The sequence below is a fragment of the Bacillus sp. AFS029637 genome, assembly GCF_002584985.1.
Taxonomy (GTDB): domain Bacteria; phylum Bacillota; class Bacilli; order Bacillales; family Bacillaceae_G; genus Bacillus_A.
This window is the reverse complement of record NZ_NUPZ01000023.1, coordinates 141840-159432: the sequence shown is the minus strand read 5'-3', so window position 1 is coordinate 159432 and position 17593 is coordinate 141840. Positions and strand designations below refer to the sequence as shown.

General features: G+C 34.4%; 26 protein-coding genes and 1 pseudogene. 8 read left to right on the top strand and 19 right to left on the bottom strand.

Annotated elements, in window-relative coordinates; genetic code table 11:
• Entirely contained in the window at window positions 1-1101 is a 1101-nt protein-coding gene (gene gcvT / locus COE49_RS11940) for a glycine cleavage system aminomethyltransferase GcvT (protein ID WP_000631766.1), read from the bottom strand.
• A gap of 390 nt (window positions 1102-1491) precedes the next feature.
• Here gcvT and COE49_RS11935 point away from each other — a divergent pair, with 390 nt between their 5' ends.
• On the top strand, window positions 1492-3174 hold the full coding sequence (locus tag COE49_RS11935) for a DEAD/DEAH box helicase (RefSeq protein WP_088230937.1): 1683 nt from the start codon (window positions 1492-1494) through the stop codon (window positions 3172-3174).
• Entirely contained in the window at window positions 3161-3955 is a 795-nt protein-coding gene (locus COE49_RS11930) for a YqhG family protein (protein WP_088230936.1), read from the top strand. Before COE49_RS11935 ends, COE49_RS11930 begins: the two co-directional genes overlap by 14 nt.
• A gap of 37 nt (window positions 3956-3992) precedes the next feature.
• Here the strand turns inward: COE49_RS11930 and COE49_RS28030 are convergent, their stop codons facing one another.
• Window positions 3993-4124 carry a hypothetical protein gene (locus COE49_RS28030; RefSeq protein ID WP_088230935.1) on the bottom strand — a complete coding sequence of 44 codons (132 nt, stop codon included), beginning with the start codon at window positions 4122-4124 and terminating at the stop codon, window positions 3993-3995.
• A 105-nt stretch (window positions 4125-4229) separates the two neighbouring features.
• On the bottom strand, window positions 4230-4457 hold the full coding sequence (locus COE49_RS11920) for a hypothetical protein (RefSeq protein WP_000032701.1): 228 nt from the start codon (window positions 4455-4457) through the stop codon (window positions 4230-4232).
• A 73-nt stretch (window positions 4458-4530) separates the two neighbouring features.
• On the opposite strand from COE49_RS11920, the gene COE49_RS11915 reads away from it, so the two are divergent.
• Complete coding sequence (locus tag COE49_RS11915; protein ID WP_098841318.1) at window positions 4531-4647, top strand: GTP pyrophosphokinase; 117 nt, start codon at window positions 4531-4533, stop codon at window positions 4645-4647.
• A 141-nt stretch (window positions 4648-4788) separates the two neighbouring features.
• Window positions 4789-5421, top strand: a complete 633-nt coding sequence (locus COE49_RS11910; RefSeq protein ID WP_088230934.1) for a VC0807 family protein — start codon at window positions 4789-4791, stop codon at window positions 5419-5421.
• Window positions 5422-5475: 54 nt separating this feature from the next.
• Here the strand turns inward: COE49_RS11910 and COE49_RS11905 are convergent, their stop codons facing one another.
• From COE49_RS11905 to comGA, 10 genes are all read right to left on the bottom strand, one after another.
• Window positions 5476-5676 carry a YqzE family protein gene (locus tag COE49_RS11905; RefSeq protein WP_000106081.1) on the bottom strand — a complete coding sequence of 67 codons (201 nt, stop codon included), beginning with the start codon at window positions 5674-5676 and terminating at the stop codon, window positions 5476-5478.
• A 38-nt stretch (window positions 5677-5714) separates the two neighbouring features.
• Window positions 5715-6212, bottom strand: coding sequence for a shikimate kinase (locus tag COE49_RS11900; RefSeq protein WP_098252987.1), 498 nt, complete (start codon window positions 6210-6212; stop codon window positions 5715-5717).
• Between the two features lie 120 nt (window positions 6213-6332).
• On the bottom strand, window positions 6333-6983 hold the full coding sequence (locus COE49_RS11895; protein ID WP_088230932.1) for a 2OG-Fe(II) oxygenase: 651 nt from the start codon (window positions 6981-6983) through the stop codon (window positions 6333-6335).
• A 176-nt stretch (window positions 6984-7159) separates the two neighbouring features.
• Window positions 7160-7531 (bottom strand): competence type IV pilus minor pilin ComGG, encoded by a 372-nt coding sequence (gene comGG / locus COE49_RS11890; protein ID WP_088230931.1) that lies wholly within the window; start codon window positions 7529-7531, stop codon window positions 7160-7162.
• Complete coding sequence (gene comGF / locus COE49_RS11885) at window positions 7528-7995, bottom strand: competence type IV pilus minor pilin ComGF (RefSeq protein WP_088230930.1); 468 nt, start codon at window positions 7993-7995, stop codon at window positions 7528-7530. Before comGF ends, comGG begins: the two co-directional genes overlap by 4 nt.
• Window positions 7965-8267, bottom strand: coding sequence for a competence type IV pilus minor pilin ComGE (comGE, locus tag COE49_RS11880; protein ID WP_098252986.1), 303 nt, complete (start codon window positions 8265-8267; stop codon window positions 7965-7967). The genes comGF and comGE overlap by 31 nt, the downstream gene beginning before the upstream one ends.
• A complete protein-coding gene (gene comGD, locus COE49_RS11875; RefSeq protein WP_088230929.1) occupies window positions 8260-8715 on the bottom strand; it encodes a competence type IV pilus minor pilin ComGD in 456 nt (151 codons plus the stop codon). The genes comGE and comGD overlap by 8 nt, the downstream gene beginning before the upstream one ends.
• On the bottom strand, window positions 8712-9011 hold the full coding sequence (gene comGC, locus COE49_RS11870) for a competence type IV pilus major pilin ComGC (RefSeq protein ID WP_088230928.1): 300 nt from the start codon (window positions 9009-9011) through the stop codon (window positions 8712-8714). The genes comGD and comGC overlap by 4 nt, the downstream gene beginning before the upstream one ends.
• A gap of 11 nt (window positions 9012-9022) precedes the next feature.
• Window positions 9023-10054 (bottom strand): competence type IV pilus assembly protein ComGB, encoded by a 1032-nt coding sequence (gene comGB / locus COE49_RS11865; RefSeq protein ID WP_088230927.1) that lies wholly within the window; start codon window positions 10052-10054, stop codon window positions 9023-9025.
• Entirely contained in the window at window positions 10047-11090 is a 1044-nt protein-coding gene (gene comGA, locus COE49_RS11860) for a competence type IV pilus ATPase ComGA (protein ID WP_088230926.1), read from the bottom strand. The genes comGB and comGA overlap by 8 nt, the downstream gene beginning before the upstream one ends.
• A gap of 205 nt (window positions 11091-11295) precedes the next feature.
• On the opposite strand from comGA, the gene COE49_RS11855 reads away from it, so the two are divergent.
• The 3 genes from COE49_RS11855 (at window position 11296) to COE49_RS11845 (ending at window position 13861) form a co-directional block, all read left to right on the top strand.
• Window positions 11296-11991 (top strand): helix-turn-helix transcriptional regulator, encoded by a 696-nt coding sequence (locus COE49_RS11855; protein WP_071713010.1) that lies wholly within the window; start codon window positions 11296-11298, stop codon window positions 11989-11991.
• A 126-nt stretch (window positions 11992-12117) separates the two neighbouring features.
• Entirely contained in the window at window positions 12118-12360 is a 243-nt protein-coding gene (locus COE49_RS11850; RefSeq protein WP_000440709.1) for a DUF2626 domain-containing protein, read from the top strand.
• Between the two features lie 106 nt (window positions 12361-12466).
• On the top strand, window positions 12467-13861 hold the full coding sequence (locus COE49_RS11845; RefSeq protein WP_088230925.1) for an L-cystine transporter: 1395 nt from the start codon (window positions 12467-12469) through the stop codon (window positions 13859-13861).
• Window positions 13862-13915: 54 nt separating this feature from the next.
• Here COE49_RS11845 and COE49_RS11840 read toward each other — a convergent pair.
• Window positions 13916-14095, bottom strand: a pseudogene (locus COE49_RS11840) (hypothetical protein); the annotation flags it as partial.
• 69 nt (window positions 14096-14164) lie between these two features.
• A complete protein-coding gene (locus COE49_RS11835; RefSeq protein WP_140417372.1) occupies window positions 14165-14380 on the bottom strand; it encodes a DUF3912 family protein in 216 nt (71 codons plus the stop codon).
• A 251-nt stretch (window positions 14381-14631) separates the two neighbouring features.
• Here COE49_RS11835 and COE49_RS11830 point away from each other — a divergent pair, with 251 nt between their 5' ends.
• Window positions 14632-14943: a hypothetical protein gene (locus COE49_RS11830; protein WP_088230923.1), complete on the top strand. Its 312-nt coding sequence runs from the start codon at window positions 14632-14634 to the stop codon at window positions 14941-14943.
• Between the two features lie 32 nt (window positions 14944-14975).
• Here COE49_RS11830 and COE49_RS11825 read toward each other — a convergent pair whose 3' ends face one another.
• The 4 genes from COE49_RS11825 to murG form a co-directional block, all read right to left on the bottom strand.
• Entirely contained in the window at window positions 14976-15464 is a 489-nt protein-coding gene (locus tag COE49_RS11825) for a hypothetical protein (protein WP_088230922.1), read from the bottom strand.
• A gap of 77 nt (window positions 15465-15541) precedes the next feature.
• Window positions 15542-15919, bottom strand: coding sequence for a nucleoside 2-deoxyribosyltransferase (locus COE49_RS11820; RefSeq protein ID WP_088230921.1), 378 nt, complete (start codon window positions 15917-15919; stop codon window positions 15542-15544).
• Between the two features lie 102 nt (window positions 15920-16021).
• Window positions 16022-16276: a DUF3966 domain-containing protein gene (locus tag COE49_RS11815; protein ID WP_088230920.1), complete on the bottom strand. Its 255-nt coding sequence runs from the start codon at window positions 16274-16276 to the stop codon at window positions 16022-16024.
• A gap of 244 nt (window positions 16277-16520) precedes the next feature.
• Complete coding sequence (gene murG, locus COE49_RS11810; protein ID WP_088230919.1) at window positions 16521-17579, bottom strand: undecaprenyldiphospho-muramoylpentapeptide beta-N-acetylglucosaminyltransferase; 1059 nt, start codon at window positions 17577-17579, stop codon at window positions 16521-16523.
• Window positions 17580-17593: the final 14 nt, after the last annotated feature.

Here is a 17593-nt window from a genome sequence, read left to right as displayed (position 1 = left end):
TTACTTTGAACGTTTATAAAATGGTGTTGGAACAACTACTGCTTTGACGCGTTTATTACGAATTTCAATTTCTACTTCTGTATCAACTGCTGCGTATTTTACATCAATTAGTGCTAAACCAATGCTTTTCTTTAACGTTGGAGATTGTGTACCACTCGTTACTTCCCCGATTTTTTCTTCTCCAATAAATACAGGGTAATGCGTACGAGGAATACCGCGTTCGATTACTTCGATGCCGACTAATTTACGAGGCGCACCGTTTTCTTTTTGCTCTTTTAACGTTTCTTTTCCAAAGAAGTCTGCTTCTTTATTTGGTTTTACCGCAAAGCCAATTCCAGCTTCAATCGGTGTAATATCTTTCGATAATTCTTGACCATAAAGTGGTAATGTTGCTTCGAAGCGCAGTGTATCACGAGCACCTAAACCACATGCTTTTAAGCCTTCTTCTGCTCCCACTTCAAGAAGTTTCTCCCAAAGTTTTGCAGCATCTTCACTCTTACAGTAAATTTCAAATCCATCTTCACCTGTGTAACCTGTACGAGATACAAGTGCTGGAATTCCATCTACAAGAATATCGTTTTTAAATTTAAAGAACTTAATTTCTTTCAAATCTTCTGACACAACTTTTTGTAAAATGCCTTCTGCTTTTGGTCCTTGAATTGCAAGCTGTGCAACTTCACTAGAAACATTGACTACTGTCGCATCGCCAATTACATGACTTGCTAACCATTCGTAATCTTTCTCGATATTTGATGCATTGATTACTAATAAATAGTCTTCTTCACCACGTTTGTAGATTAATAAATCATCTACTGTACCACCATTTTCGTAGCACATAGCTGTATATTGTGCGCCCCCTACCTTTAAGGTAGATACGTCATTTGTAACAACACGTTGTAAAAATGCTAAACTATCTACACCCTTTACCTCAACTTCTCCCATATGAGATACATCGAACAAACCTGCCGCTGTACGTACAGCTTCATGCTCTTCTTTAATGCTTGAAAATTGAACTGGTAATTCCCAACCACCGAAGTCGATTGTTTTCCCACCATACTTCGCGTATACATCAAATAACGGTGTACGTTGTAATGTAATCATGCTCTCTCCCCCTTATGCTCTGACAAATCAATAAAAGTTGTTTCCCTTATCTAAACATTTTCATTCTGAAAAGATAGGATATACGGAATCTCATTATATTTTTTTATGAAAGCGTAAATAAAAAATCGCTTTCTTGGATAAAATACGAAAGATTCCATACATTTCACACCATTATCCTAACATTATTCGCTATATTTCATCAATATTCTAGCATAAAAAATAATTTAGAATTTTTTATGCTTAAACTTATTAAATACAGCTTTTGAGATTTAATACGTTATTATTGTCTATCATATAGCCTTTAATAACGATAATAACGCCTTCTTTCAAGGCGAATCATTACACACTTAAAAATAATTTCTTTAGTTTATAAAAGGTGGGAGAGCCGTAATGAATGTTGATATTTCCGTAGATCGGACGTGGCAAAACAATTTTTTAAATAGAATTGACGAAGATGGCCCTTGGACAAACTGGGATTTATACCATTTAGCTTATGAAACAGAAAAATCATTACTTGTTCCTACTTTCGATGGACTACAAGCACCGAAACATTTATCCCATTTCACACCGCTTCCTCATCAATTAGAAGTTGCTCAAAATGTGATTGAACAAATGAACGGTAAAGCGATACTAGCCGACGAAGTCGGACTTGGAAAAACGATTGAAGCTGGACTTATTTTAAAAGAATATATGGTGCGTGGGCTTGTAAAAAAAGTACTCATACTCGTGCCAGCTTCTCTCGTGTCACAATGGGCATACGAACTCAACACAAAATTTTTCATTCCAGCGGTAGCGCAAAAGAAAAGCTATTCATGGGAGCAAGCTGATGTGATCGTCTCATCCATCGATACTGCAAAGCGTTCACCACATCGCGATATCGTTTTAAATTTAGAATATGACCTTATTATTATCGATGAAGCACATAAACTGAAAAATAATAAAACAAAAAACTATGAATTTGCACAGCGATTAAAAAAGAAGTTTTGTTTATTACTAACCGCAACTCCTGTTCAAAATAAAATTGATGAAATTTTCAATCTTGTTTCTTTATTAAAGCCAGGACATTTAGGAAATCAATCAAACTTCGAAGAATATTACGCTTCAAAAAATCGTTCGGCCGAATCAGATGAGGACTTAAAAGCTCTCATTAACAAAGTAATGGTCCGAAATAGACGCCATAATACTGGAATTGATTGGCCAAAGAGGCATGTACGTACAATTTTTGTTGAGTTTAACGAAGAAGAACAAGCTTTATATAACGATATTGAAAATTGGCGAGGACAAGATGCCTTCACATCTGCTTTCTCATCATTAACTTTAAAACGGGAAGCGTGTAGTAGTCGCGAGGCTGTTTACTATTCATTAAAAAAACATGTAGAAAAACGACAAAAGGAAAATGAGCATTACATAAAGGACCCGCATATTGATGTGCTAATGGATAAAATTAATCATATTCCTTTTAACTCAAAAGCAAATAAAGCTCTAGAGCTTATACAAGAAATCAATGATAAAGTCGTCATCTTCACGGAATACCGAGCATCACAAATGTATTTACAATGGTTCTTACAACAACACGGCATTTCTTCCGTACCATTCCGAGGCGGATTTAAACGCGGGAAGAAAGATTGGATGAAGGAACTTTTCCAAAATCGTGCTCAAGTGTTAATTGCAACGGAAGCTGGTGGAGAAGGTATTAATTTACAGTTTTGTAGCCATATGATTAATTACGATTTACCATGGAATCCAATGCGCCTTGAACAAAGAATTGGACGTATTCACCGCCTTGGTCAAAAAAATGATGTTCACATTTATAACTTAGCTACAAAGCATACTGTTGAAGAACATATTTTGAAACTGTTATATGAAAAAATCAACTTATTTGAGCGTGTTATTGGTGAACTCGATGAAATTTTAACAAGAATTAATATGAAAAACATCGACGCACATATTCAAGAAATTTTCGCGCAATCAAAAAGCGAAGGTGAAATTCGAATTAAGATGGAAAACTTAACATCTATTATCGACTTTGCGAAACGAAATGAAGCTGAGGTGCAAGGCTATGCAGCAACATGAAATTCATAATTACTTATACAATTTCTTTGAGGCGAATAACTGCGAAATTTTAGGGCGTTCTCCTCATCTACTGGACGTGCAATTAACAATTGAAATGGATAAATTATTAATGAATCGCCCTTTTTATTGGCACTACCTTGAGAAAACAGGAGGCGTACCGAATCCGATGCGCCTTACTCTTATTACCAATCCAGAAAATGAAGAAAAGGATGGAGAGCTTATTCACTACGGTTCACCACGTCTACATCAAATTTTCCAGACGACAAAAGAACTCGGATCTTACATACGCTTATACGAAGAAGTAAGGCATAACGGTACAACGCATACCCCACTCCACCCGTGGCTCGGTATAAATATAAAAGTTTCTTACCAATGTGATCGAAAAAAAGACATCCTTCACTCCATTGGTATTCATCTCATTTCTGGAGCAATGATGGCAAACTTTCATGACACATTAACGACTATTAAACTTACACCAAAAATACCTGACTTTTGTTTTACTCTCTCGCCTATCATTAAACCGCAAAGCGGGTTACAACGTATAGAGGACGCTTTAAAAAATATTATTGCAGAAGATGACCATACGTGGGCGAAAGAAGCGAGAGTACGCTGGAATCACGATTTAGATCTTTTAAACCGTTTTTACGAAGATAGTGATGAACTTCCCGAAAGCTATGAAATTGAAAAACAAGCCCTGCAAGAACAATATGAACCACGCATTACAATACAAATTATTAACGGCGGCCTTTTTTATATTACCGCTAATCATTTTCTCTCTTAAAAAGCTCCTTCTGCTTTAGAAGGAGCTTTCTTTTGATTTATCCTCTATCACCATTACGCTCTTGCTGTTTTTTCTCTGCCGTACGTTTCTGATATGCACGATCCTTTGCACTCACATGATTTGCATCAGTTGGAAGATTCTCTTTTGAACGGCCAATTCCATTGCTCATCTTTTCCACTCCTTTTTATGTCTTTCAAAATACATGTTTATTTTCAACTAGAGATACAATCCTTATACAAAAAAAATAAGAGCAGCCATTAGCTACTCTTACTTCTTACTCATTCACGTATTTTTGAAACATATCATGGATGCCTTTATTTACAAGGTTCGAGATCTGCTCGTCAGATTTATTCGGATAACGATCACGTAATCTGATAGATGCCTTCACCATTAAATTTTCTAGTACAGAACGGCCACCTTCTCCATAAATAATTTCAGCATACTTAACAAGCCTTCCATCCTCTACTGTTGCTGGATTATGATTGAAGAAAAATTTACTCATTGTCTCCACCTCTCTCTTTTGATAACGTTTACATTTATATAGATTATTTATGTTATTTATTTCACAATATTGTATGCATGTATATTTAATTAGTTTCATTATAAAGCAACATATCGATAGTAAACATGTGATTTTCCGTCCATTTTGTGAACAAACCAAAAATGAAAGCGTTTCCTTTATTATATACTAAAAAAACTTACTACGCTAGGGGCAATTTTTCAAATCTACTAATTCCCAAAAGATTAATATACTTTTTGCTTTTCGCAGTAAACCTTATATAATTTTCAGAAATTATATTATAAAATATATGTATGACTTAAGGAGGATTTGTATGAATCAAAATAAAAAAGCTATATTAGATCTCGTCTTTTATCTCGTATTTCCATTCCTCATTTGGAAATTCGCAAAACCTTATATCGATCCTTATTACGCGATGTTAATTTCCTCTGTTCCGGGGATTATTTATACACTGTATACCTTTAAAAAAGAAAAACAGTTTAACGTAACAGGGTTCTTTATTTTAATTACACTCATTGCTAATACGACAGTAGATTTATTATCCGGATCAGCTGAACGAATGTTATGGAATGATGCGTATTATCATATCGTACTCGGTATTATCGTTATTTGTACCATCTTTGTAAAAAAACCACTCATGTTATATTTTGCTGCAGATATTGCAGCATTACAAGGCCATGACCGTGATAAAAGTCGTGAGCTTTATCGTGATAGCCGTATATATCCAGCGCTGCAATATTTAACACTATTTTTCGGCCTGCAATTTATATTAAAAAGCTTCTTAAAAATTTATTTCATCTCTGTTTTCGGTGTAGATGGCTATGGTGAAATGAGAGCGATTATGACTGCTGTCGGCTGGGGTATTTCTATTTGTATTGGAATAGGGTTCGTATGGGTGAACAATAAAATACATGCGGTTACTGAAGAACAAGAATCTGTGCAATAAATAAAAATCCCCTNNAGGGGATTTTTATTTATTGCTACACATATTACGAACTCGTTAACTTGATTTTTTTCTTTTATTTTTTACGTTACGATAAAACAAAGCAGCACTAAGCGGCATAACACCAAACCACTTATTCATAAATGGCTCTTTTTCAGCACGGCGTTGTTCTTTCTTTTGTTTACGATCTTCTTTTGGAGCATCCATATACGACACAAACTGCTGTGTCACAAAGCGAACATAATCATTAGTAGACATATTATCATCACCTCTACTTGATTAGTATGTCCACTTTTTTATTCATTAATCTTTTCTTTTAATTCATTCATAATTTGCTTTACAGACTTATTCGTCGTATCAATATGAATATGAGCCTCTTCATAATAAGCTCGGCGCGATTCAAATTTAGCTACAAATGCATCTATGTCTTTCTTTTGAAATAGTGGACGTGTCGTATCTTCACGAAGTCTTTCTGCAATTACATACGGATCACAATATAAATACACGACAGTTCCATTTTCCTTCATCCACTTTCGATTTTCCGCCCGTTCAATAATTCCTCCACCAGTTGTAATAATTACATTATGAATCGGTAGTGAACGTAGCATTTCACTTTCATATTCCCGGAAGGCGATTTCTCCTTCTTCGGCAAAAATATGTCGAATTTCCTTCTCCTGCTTCTCTTCGATTTTTTGATCTGTATCTACAACATCCATATGAAGTTCTTTACTTAACGCTTTTCCAATTGTTGTTTTTCCAGCTCCCATATAACCGGTTATGTATATAGATTTCATTTTCGTTCCTCTCAATCATCCTGTGTTATTTGTTATTATAACGAAAGATGTTATTTTATTTAACAAAAAAACGTTTTGTTCTCCTTATACAACGAAGAACAAAACGTCACATATACAATTTTACTTATAAGTACCTCTTCTCACCCACTGCGTTGCAATCCATTTCTCACCTTTCGTTACAGGTGCTCCCCCATGTAACGTAAGCTCATTTAGTGATTGGTCTTGATAAAAATACTCAAAATATACAGCCATTCCCTTTCTAGGGTTCACAGAAAGATTTAATTTCGGAAAGAATGTTTCTCCGCCCTCTTCTACATCATTTAAGTACATTACAAGCGTACTAATACGATTATTAGCAGCTGATCTACTATGTTCTGCAAAATAATCATAATGTGCTTTATATTGTTGATCCACTTCATAATTTAAAATGTGCAATCCTTCTCCATGCGACGCAGGAACATTCATGATAGATGAAATTCGTTTTTCAATCTTCACAGTAAGTTCATTATCGTCCAAAAATGCACCTTTACTCGTTCGAATATCATTTACATCACGTGATGAACCAACTTTAGAACGCGCTAACTTACTTTTAGACAATTCGATTAATTCGTCACACTCTTCATCACTTAATACATTTCCTAACACGACAATAAGAGGCTCTTCGAATTTTGAAATAATGTGTATTTCCCTATCTTCCGTCATAATTGCATTTCCTGTATGATCAAAAATAGTTTGTTCCTTATTTTCACCTAGTTGATTATTGTTTGTCATTTCCCGATTCTCCCTAAAAAAATAATGATTGGATAGCATGAATATATCATATTCTTTCTACCTTTCTCTTTTTTGAGAAAATTTAAACTTTCAATCGTTATATTTACCCATTTATACAAAGAAGTTGACGCCTTTCACAATAGGAATCATTGGTTTTAATTAACACATTTCACCTATCATCCTTCTATCCAATCAAATATTTTCTCATCTTTTTTTCTATACAAAAAGCTTACCATATAGAAAGTTTTTTGTTTTGTTTCGCACTGTAAAGAAATGAGAACCGTATCACTTTCAAAGCGGTATTTCCCACTCGCTTCTCCCTTTTCATATTGAAATAAAAATGTACCATCTCGTTCTGTTTCCTGTAAGTCGACTTTTATATCTGCAATGGCTCGATTCATTAGTTCCTCCACCAAAAACTTTTGCTCTATTTCGATATAAAAATTTTTATCTGTAAGTAACATATTCGTTTCGTACACAAAAAAAGAAGTTAAGAAAACAAGAAAAATAATTGTTCCTGGCATTGTAAATCCCTCTTGGTTTCTCATGTTTCCATTCTCATTACACTATATCTTACAGCCACACCTTCATGTATTTTTCCGCTAACATCTTCCATATATATGAATAACAAGTGAGGGGTTAATTTGTACGAAATCATTCCAACCTTTTGCAATACAACTTCCCTTCCACGCATATTTACTTTCCTTATAAGCTGACTATTTATTTTTTCATACGTCACTTCCTCCCCATCACGCAACCGGAAGCGTAAAATACTATCTCTATTATCAAAAACCATATGTTCTCCAAATGATACTCCACGAAACTCCAATTGTACTTGACCTATAAACACATCCCACTCCCAATCACTTAATCCTTTTTGTGAATTTTCCAGCCCTATAAAGTGAAGGCGTGGCAAAAGCAAAAAGAACATCGATACAAGAAACAAACATACGATCATTTCTAATAATGTAAAGCCTGCCTCTAATTTGTTTTTTCGCCTACATAAAAGCATTGTTCCATCGTTCTTTTTTTCACATCTTTCCACATAACACAAACTTCCTTTCCTCCCCAATATGTGTAATATACAATTCCGTTTATGACCTTTTCCTTCATTCGCTTTTCTTCGTTCTCGTACATATATAAAGCCGCTTCATTTTTTAATAATACAAATGCCTTATAGCGAATTTGTATATTTTTTCTTTCTTGCATAACCAATACTGTTTGCGGTAGTAGTAACGATACCGCCATCATTAATAAACTTAACGCCACGAGCATTTCAGCCATTACTGACCCTTTTTGACATTTCACGATACGTAAATCTCCCTCTTCCAAGCTGAAATACAATTTCATATTTATAATTTCGATACGAAAGCAAAATCGTACCACCTCTATTAATATTCCCACTCGGATTATATGTCATTGGATTTGGAAACGTATGCAAATCCATTTGTATATCATTGTCATATTCTCTCTTGATAATAAATTGAGTCGAGCCTGATTCCCCTATATAATACATATTTCTCTCTTTATGCCATCGTAATGTATAGTGTTTTTGACGGTTTATCGCTAATTGCTGCATGTATAATATGTCATTCGAAAACTGTCTCAAAAATTGTTCAATTTTTTGTCTTTCATATAATGAATGAACATTTAAATACGTAATCATACTTAGTACAGAGATTGAAAATAGTACGAGCAGCATTTCTAAGAGAGTAAATCCTTTTTGTTTCACGATGTCCCAATTGATACTGTGCCATTTTCTAAAATACGAATGGATTTACCATTTGTACACTTATCATCTGTAATATATTTTCCATCTGTTAATTCTTTTAACGACGGAATTTTATTATGTTGCAATTGATATACTTGTATTTGTGCTTCTATCGATTTCACGTAGGCCGTACACCCTTTTTCTTGGACCGATTCACGCTGTGTAACTACATTCGGAATAATTAATAGTAATAATACAGTGATAACAACCATAACTAATAGCATTTCTAAGAGAGTAAATCCTTCTTCATTCTGCATATAAATGCCTCCTAAATAGAACTCATCATTTGAAACATCGGCATCATCATTGCTAAATACATAAGAACAACTATTCCACCAATACATGTAAACAAAATTGGTTGAACGATAACTAATATACGTTTAATTTTTTGTTCGACCTTTTCTATAATAAGGTCGCTATAGTCACCTAATTCAATTGCTAAATTGCCGTTTGCTTGTCCATGCGTAATAATATACGAAAGTTCTTTCTCATAATGCCCACTTTTAGCAATAATAGATTGTAACGGTTCTCCTGCAATTAATTGCCTTTCAATTCGGCTCGCTTCATACTGAAAGAACGGATTATACTTTTGTTCCATCATTATCGTTAAAGCTTCTAGTACGGATAGCCCACCATGCAATAATCCACTCAATTGGGTGGAGAAATAATGCGAATGCTTTAAAATAAGAAATGTTTTTATGAGGGGTATACGAAGCATGATTTTTACCTGCTTCATATGTGGTAGTTTCCGAAAATAAAACACATATAAACTACATCCGATAATAACAATAAAAATGATGCTAATAATCATGTAAGGTAGTAGTTTAATCGCACTTAAAATTTGTTCTGTAAGTAGCGGAACTGTAGAACTAAACGCACTATAAACCATTTCAACTTGTGGTAATAAGATGCGATTAAACACAATAAGCATGATTATTAAAAAAAATGCTAAAAACATTGGATACTGCATTATTTTCATCATATCTTTCCTATACTTATCCTTCTTATAAAGCAGTGCACTCCCTTGTTGCAACGCAAAAGAAATATCACCATGTTGCTCGGCATAAAATAAATAGCTTAACATCTCCTGATGAAACATTAATTGATGAAAAGAATCATGCAGACTTTTTCCACCTTTTAATCCCTCAATCATATGCTGCAATTGCACTTTCTTTTCTAAAGGGAATTGAAATCGCAAAAATTCTAATGCCTGTAAAAGAGAATATCCTTTTTCTAATAATTCGCCTAACCTTTTCAACAATACTACTTGATCACTTAAACGCCACGTTTTCTTAAACATAAACATCTTCTTCTAAAAACCCTAAAGCGTACCCTTTTCGTATTGAAGATTCTATTGTTTCATGCTTATACATAACACTTTCTCCGCTCGCTCCTTTAATCGCTTGTTGTAACTCATGTCCATATAACAACTCATAAATGCTCGCTTGTCTGACTTTCCTCATTGATTTACATACAGTTGAGCACTTCCCTTTGCAAAATGGACATTTCAATTCAACAAGTCGTTGTGCAGCTACAGCCAATAAAGATTGTTCAATCTCTTGCCTTGTGATGCCATAATCCATAAACCTCAGTATCGCTCCTTTCGTATCATTAGTATGCAATGTCGTCATTACTAAATGCCCAGTCAGACTTGCTCTTATAGCTATTTTTGCTGTTTCTTCATCACGGATTTCCCCCACTAAAATAACATCTGGATCATGGCGTAAGATTGCCTTTAGCCCAGCCTCATATGTGATACCTGCTTTTTCATTAATTTGAATTTGTAATAAATCGTCATTTCTCTTTTCAACTGGATCTTCTAGTGTAACAATGCGACGTGTTTTCTTTTTTCGAATTACCTCTAATAATGCATACATTGTTGTTGTTTTCCCAGAACCTGTTGGCCCAGTAAATACGAGTAATCCGTGAGAATAATGTAAGAAAGAGAGTAGTTTTTTAACTGTACTTGGAAATAACGAAAGATGAGATAATGGCTGAACAGATGCTTGTAAATGAAGACGAATAACGAGACTTTCTTGATATACTGTTGGGAGTGTAGAAAGGCGTAAATATGCTTCTTGGCCATCAATTTGTAAATACAATGAACCATTTTGTGGCTTCCGCCTCTCCCCTATATCCATAGATGCTAAAAACTTAAAGTGCGAAACAAGTTTTTCTCCAAATTCCTTTTCGATACACTGTCTCGTCATTAAATCTTTTCCTATGCGCAGTTGAATCACTACATCCTTCTGTCGGGGCACAATATGTAAATCCGATGCTTGTACCCTACATGCTTCCTTCAAAATCACATTCGCAAAATTTTCAATCCCATTCATCACTTTTCCCTCCTCACTATGTATATAGCATGAAACATCACGCAAGAAAAATTGGTACTTTTGTATTTTCAATAGAGCAAAAAGGAAAAATATGTTTGTGAAATTATGAACAATTTCTGAATTATTGTCTGAAATTACCTATACGCATGTTTATCTGTATTATAATGTTATTATCTTGGATAAAGTGATAAAGGTGGAGATCCTCATGGAACAAGCTTTAAAAATTACAGGCGTATTATCTGACCCAACTCGTTATTATATTTATAAATATATTTCTCAAAAACATAGTTACGTAACAGTACAAGAAATTGCAGATGAGTTTGAAATTCATCCGAACGTAGCACGTTTACATTTATCTAAATTAGAAGATGTTCATATGCTAAAATCAGAAACAAAAAAAACTGGTAAAGGCGGAAGACCAAGCAGATTATATGTATTGTCTGAAGATGTTATCCAGTTACAATTTCCATTCCGTGATTATCAATTATTAGCAAAAATAGCTTTCAATTCGCTACTTAGCCTTGGAGCTGCTGGTGAAAAAGCGCTATACGAAACAGGCAAACAATTCGGAATGGAATTAATGCAACAACATATGCAGCGTTTAAATGTGAGTGAAGATGCTTTAACTGTAGAACACAAAGTTCAAATCGCAAAAGAAGCATTCTCAACAGCTGGCTTATCCCCTGCATTTGAATTAAGTCCAGATGGAACAACAATTTTCTATGATGTACACAATTGTCCATTTAAAGAAGTTGCCGTTCATCACCCAACTGAAATTTGTAATATGCATGGAGATATGATGAAAGGGATTTTTGAAATCCTATTCCCTAACATGGAATTAACTCGGCACGATAGTTTACTAGATGGATGTAAATCTTGTAATTATAAAATGTCTATTTAAATCTCATATAAAAAAGAAGCCAGTGAAATTGGCTTTTTTTTTATATGAACGAATATTTACAATAGTAAGAAAAATAAACTATAATGAAGAGAGGTTTTACTTTTTCTAGAAAAGGAGGGAGATTGCATGGAGCGCATGTTTCGCGTTCTCGGCTTTTGGACTGGAATTTTCTCGGTTATGTTTTACGTAGGGGATATGCACCCGACCGCACTACTATTTTTAGGACAAACAGGTTTCTTCGTACTTTTAAGTTATTTAAAATTAACAGAGCGTATGTATATATACGTATTCGGGGCATATTTAACCGTTTTCTTCATTGGATTTACATACTACACGACGTTTTTACTCGTCCCTGGAGCTGGACATTAAAAGATGGCATTTTGCCATCTTTTTTTAATTCCGCAATTTCCTAGTTGACTTATAGGTTTTATTACCTTATATTCTATATAACAGATTGGAATTAGGGGGAATTAACATGAATACACTGCTTGTTGGAATTAACGTTGCAGTCATGCTCATTTTAGTCGGCGTATTGTATTATATGCAACGTAAGCATGTATCTTTTAATAAACGCGTATTTACCGCTTTAGGAGTCGGAATTATATTCGGTCTTATATTACAATTTATTTATGAGCCTACTTCTAAAGTAATTATTGAATCAAATACGTGGTTTGGCTTAATCGGTAACGGTTATGTGAAATTACTTCAAATGATTGTTATGCCACTTATTTTAGTATCAATTATTTCAGCTTTTACAAAATTACAGTTAACGAAAAATCTTGGGAAAATCAGTGGTCTTATTATCGGAATTTTAATTCTTACTACAGGAATTGCCGCAGCTGTCGGCATCGCTGCAAGTGCAGGATTTGATGTATCAGCAACAGGATTACAACAAGGTGATGCAGAATCTGCTCGTCTGAAATTAGTTGAAGAAAGATTTACTTCAATTGAAAAGACAACAATTCCAGATAAATTATTAGAACTGTTACCTACAAATCCATTTCTTGATTTAACAGGTGCTCGTCCTACATCAACAATTTCAGTTGTAATATTTGCGGCCTTTATCGGTATCGCCTTTATAGGTGTAAAACGGAAATATCCAGAACAAGCAGAGCTATTTAAGAAGATGCTTGATGCTGTATATGCAATCGTAATGCGTATGGTAACATTAATTTTACGCCTTACTCCATACGGCGTATTAGCTCTTATGGCAAAAACAGTTGCCGGTAGTGATATAAATGCTATTTTAAAACTTGGTAACTTCGTATTAGCGTCTTATGTAGCACTTATCGTAATGTTCGTTATTCACTTATTATTAATCACTCTATCTGGTTTAAATCCAATTCAATATTTGAAAAAGGTGTTCCCTGTATTAACATTTGCATTCACATCGCGCTCTAGCGCTGGTACAATGCCATTAAATATTGAAGCTCAAAAAGAAAAACTTGGTATTTCTGAAGGAATCGCTAACTTCGCAGCTTCATTCGGAGTATCTATCGGTCAAAATGGTTGCGCAGGTATTTACCCAGCAATGCTTGCAATGATGGTTGCTCCAACTGTAGGAATTGATCCGTTACAACCACAATTTATTTTAACTTTAATCGCTGTCGTTGCGATTAGCTCATTCGGTGTTGCCGGCGTTGGTGGCGGCGCAACTTTCGCAGCGTTAATCGTACTATCTACAATGAACTTACCAATCGGTATTGTCGCTCTTGTTATCTCAGTTGAGCCATTAATCGATATGGGGCGTACAGCTCTTAACGTAAGTGGTTCTATGACAGCAGGTCTTATTTCTAGTAAATGGCTTGGTGAATTAGATCAAGATACGTACAATCAAGATGATACAAAAACTGGTGAAATTGCTTCATAATAAAAAGGACGCTAACAAAAAATGTTAGCGTCCTTTTTATTTCTTTCCATCTTCCTCTTGATCTTTAACAAGTCCCATATCTAATTCTGTATTTTTCTCTATATACAAATATGAATACTCTCCAAAAAGTTTAAATGATATTCGCGCTATTTCCTTTTCCATACATTGAATTTTCTCTTTCAATTCCAATGTAAACTCTCGTTCTTTATACTTCATTTCCATCTCCTTACACATAGAAAAAGAGAATACAATAACATATTCTCTTTTCTCAAATATATTTCATTACCTCACAGCCCGTCCTTTTCACAAATAACCATTTTGTTCGCACCATTTATGAAATTGTCCTACGTCTACTCCAACTAACACGATATCCTTTAGCTCCACGTCAATACTTTGTTCTCCAATTACAATAACAAAGTGTGATTTTAATTGCTCTTCGTTTTTCCTTACAATTCCAATTCGGTTCCGATGCGGCCCATCTTTTATATATGCTTTTTGTCCTACAATATCAAAGTTCAAGATTCTCACCTCTTTTATTGCGCTCAAATTGGAAATACGAAATCACCTTCGGAAAATTTCCTTTCATTGCACTATTTCTCTATATATATGACAGAACAATAAAAGAATCCTCTCTTCATTACAATTATTTTTTCTTTGTTTCATTATTATGATTAATACGTAAAAATTATAATAAAATACACTTGGAAGCGCTTTCTGTGTAATTTTTTATGTTATAATATAAAAGTAGAACTTCGTAAAGAGGGATAAAAATGAATACAAAAATTATAAAAAAAGTAATTGAAGCATTAAAAGTATATGGCTTTCAAAGTGTATCATTCTGTGAAGAAACGAAACGATTTTTATTTCACAACGAAACTGATATTATGAGCGGCTATGCTGAAATAACATATAGTAGTCAATTTGAAAAATTCAACGTACAAATTCATCCAATTGAAACACATCACCAAGCAGAGTTACAAGAGGTTGAAAGACATATACAGGCTTGTATAAGAAAAGTGGAATATTTAAACGCACTTCTTAGCGGGCAAACAAAATTAGATGACAAAATTATTATAATGTAAAAAAAGAACGTGATATCTCACGTTCTTTTTCATTATCCGTTCATCTTTTCCTTCAGTTGTAATCCTGTAATAGATTCTAATACATCCATTGCTTCTCCAAACGTCATATCAAAAATTGTCTTCTCTTCTATATATGGAAATTGTCTAAAACGTTTTTCTAACATTTTCACTGCATCCGATGTAAAGTTTGCACTATCAATACCAAATTCGGTTTCAAGAAGTACAATCCAATCTAGTACATGAAAACCTAACCCATTTACGAATGAAATGAGTTTCTCTTCTTGTTGTGAAGATAAGAATACGTATCGCTCCATCTCACTAAACAGTTCTTCACCTAAAACTTCTGCTAATTCATCATCATGCTCGCGTTCAATAATCTCTTCATATCCGTAATCATCAACAAGCTCTTCTACTTCTTCACTATCTGCAAAAAGCAATTGGCTAAGAAGCGCATCTTTCTTAAATTCACTCTTCTGTACAACTTCTAAAAAACTCGTTTCCCATCCATTTTCTAATTTCATATTATGTAACTCCTTTATATACGTTTCTTATCATCACTGTACCCAAAAGATTACTTTTATAACCTTGTAGGTAATTACTATTGTTCCATATGATTTATAACATAAGATGCAAACTCCGCTACATCTCCTTCAAAAACATTTACTTCGGGCAAATGATAAAACGTTGTTTGAAGCGAGTTCCCTTCATGATAAAGGTATATCTTTTTCTCTAACGCAATCGCCATTCCAAACTCTGTATGGCTCCCATTTCCACCATCTAATATAAGTAAAAATACATCTGCTTCTTTAATAGCATTCTTTTCTGCCAGACCAATTTCTCTTAATTGGTCTGGATTCACTGCTCTTTCATTTTTTGTCCAATCATATGTATGATGCCATCCTGTATTTTTCAGTTCATTTGCTATAGAACGTACAAGATGTTTATTTTGGAATCCTGAGGCGATATAAAAATCCATTTATATAAACTCCTTAATTATGTATGGGGAAACTCCGTTTTAGCGTTATTTGTTATAGACACAATAAAGAACGACTTCAAAAAAAATCCCCATCTTTAAAACTTATTTTGCGTTTAAATGATGGGATGCTTCATGGTCTTCTTTTATTTTTTTCTTTTTATAACTTTCATCAGCTAACATTTCTAGTTCAGCCGTTATTTCTGATTTTTCAAGTTCTCGCTCTTGCGAAAATTTCCTTGAAATATATACAATAACACTACCAACGTACAACGCAAAGCATATAATAAGTGCAGTATTTTCATAGAGACTTAGCTCCAACACAGTCACTCCTAATCCATTCGTATTTTCCCGCTTCATTAATTGGAATTTCCCTATTAACCATTTGTTATCCCGCTATTTGCCGGGCAGTAAGATCCCCCTCAACATTCAGCGAAATCAAAGAGGTTAGTAGGGGAGCGGGCGCCCGTAAAAGCCCGATTGGTGAGGGCTCATAATCAGTGGAGGGATGCCCCCCCCACTGATTAAAGTTTCACTTTATTGTAACATAAAAATATCAATTCTTGGAATCTTTCATCCTATAAAAAAAGACATGATTGTTTCATCATGCCTCTGAAATATGTTGAATGATTGTTTTAATTGCTTCTTTTCCATTATATTTTTTTAGTGCTGTTTTATACTTCTCATTATTTTGATTTAATTCTTCGACATGCTTTATAAGAGATTTCACAGTCACATCTTCTTCATACAATACTGAAGCATATCCTTGTCTTTCAAAAGACTCTGCATTTAGTATTTGATCTCCGCGGCTTGCAAATTTCGATAATGGAATTAAAACCATAGGCTTTTGTAATGTTAAAAACTCAAAAATGGCATTGGACCCCGCACGTGAAATAACAAAATCTGTTGTCGCTAATACATCGGGTAACTCCCCATGTACATATTCAAATTGTTTATATCCTTCTTTATTTTGTAAACTTTCATCAAGATTACCTTTTCCACAAAGATGAACAATTTGATACTTTTTCAGAAGTTCTGGTAACGCTTCTCGAACCGTTTCATTAATTTTCTTCGCGCCCAAACTTCCTCCCATGATTGTAATAACTGGCTTTTTACGTGAAAAACCTAAAAATGCTAAACCTTTTTCACGATTTCCCTTTAGCACTTCTTCACGTACAGGAGACCCTGTATAAATTACTTTTTCTTTCGGTAAATGTTTCGCAGCTTCTTCAAATGTAACAAATATTTTCGAAGCAAAACGGAGCGCAATTTTGTTTGCTAGTCCTGGCGTCATATCAGATTCATGTAATAAAACAGGAACTTTATTTAACCATCCTCCAATTACGACTGGTACAGATACGAAACCACCTTTTGAAAAAATCACATCCGGTTTTAGTTTTCGAATCCTTACATACGCATCCATAACACCCTTCATTACAAGAAAAGGATCTTTTATATTTTTCAAATCAAAATAACGGCGTAGCTTTCCGCTTGCAATACTATAGTACGGAATGCCTTCCTTTTCTATAATCGTTTTCTCAATCCCTTGATGAGAACCGATATAAGAGATATCCCAATTCTGTTCTTGTAAGTGCGGGATAATGGCTAAATTAGGTGTTACATGCCCGGCTGAACCGCCACCTGTAAAGACTATTTTCTTCATACGTCTCCCCCTTC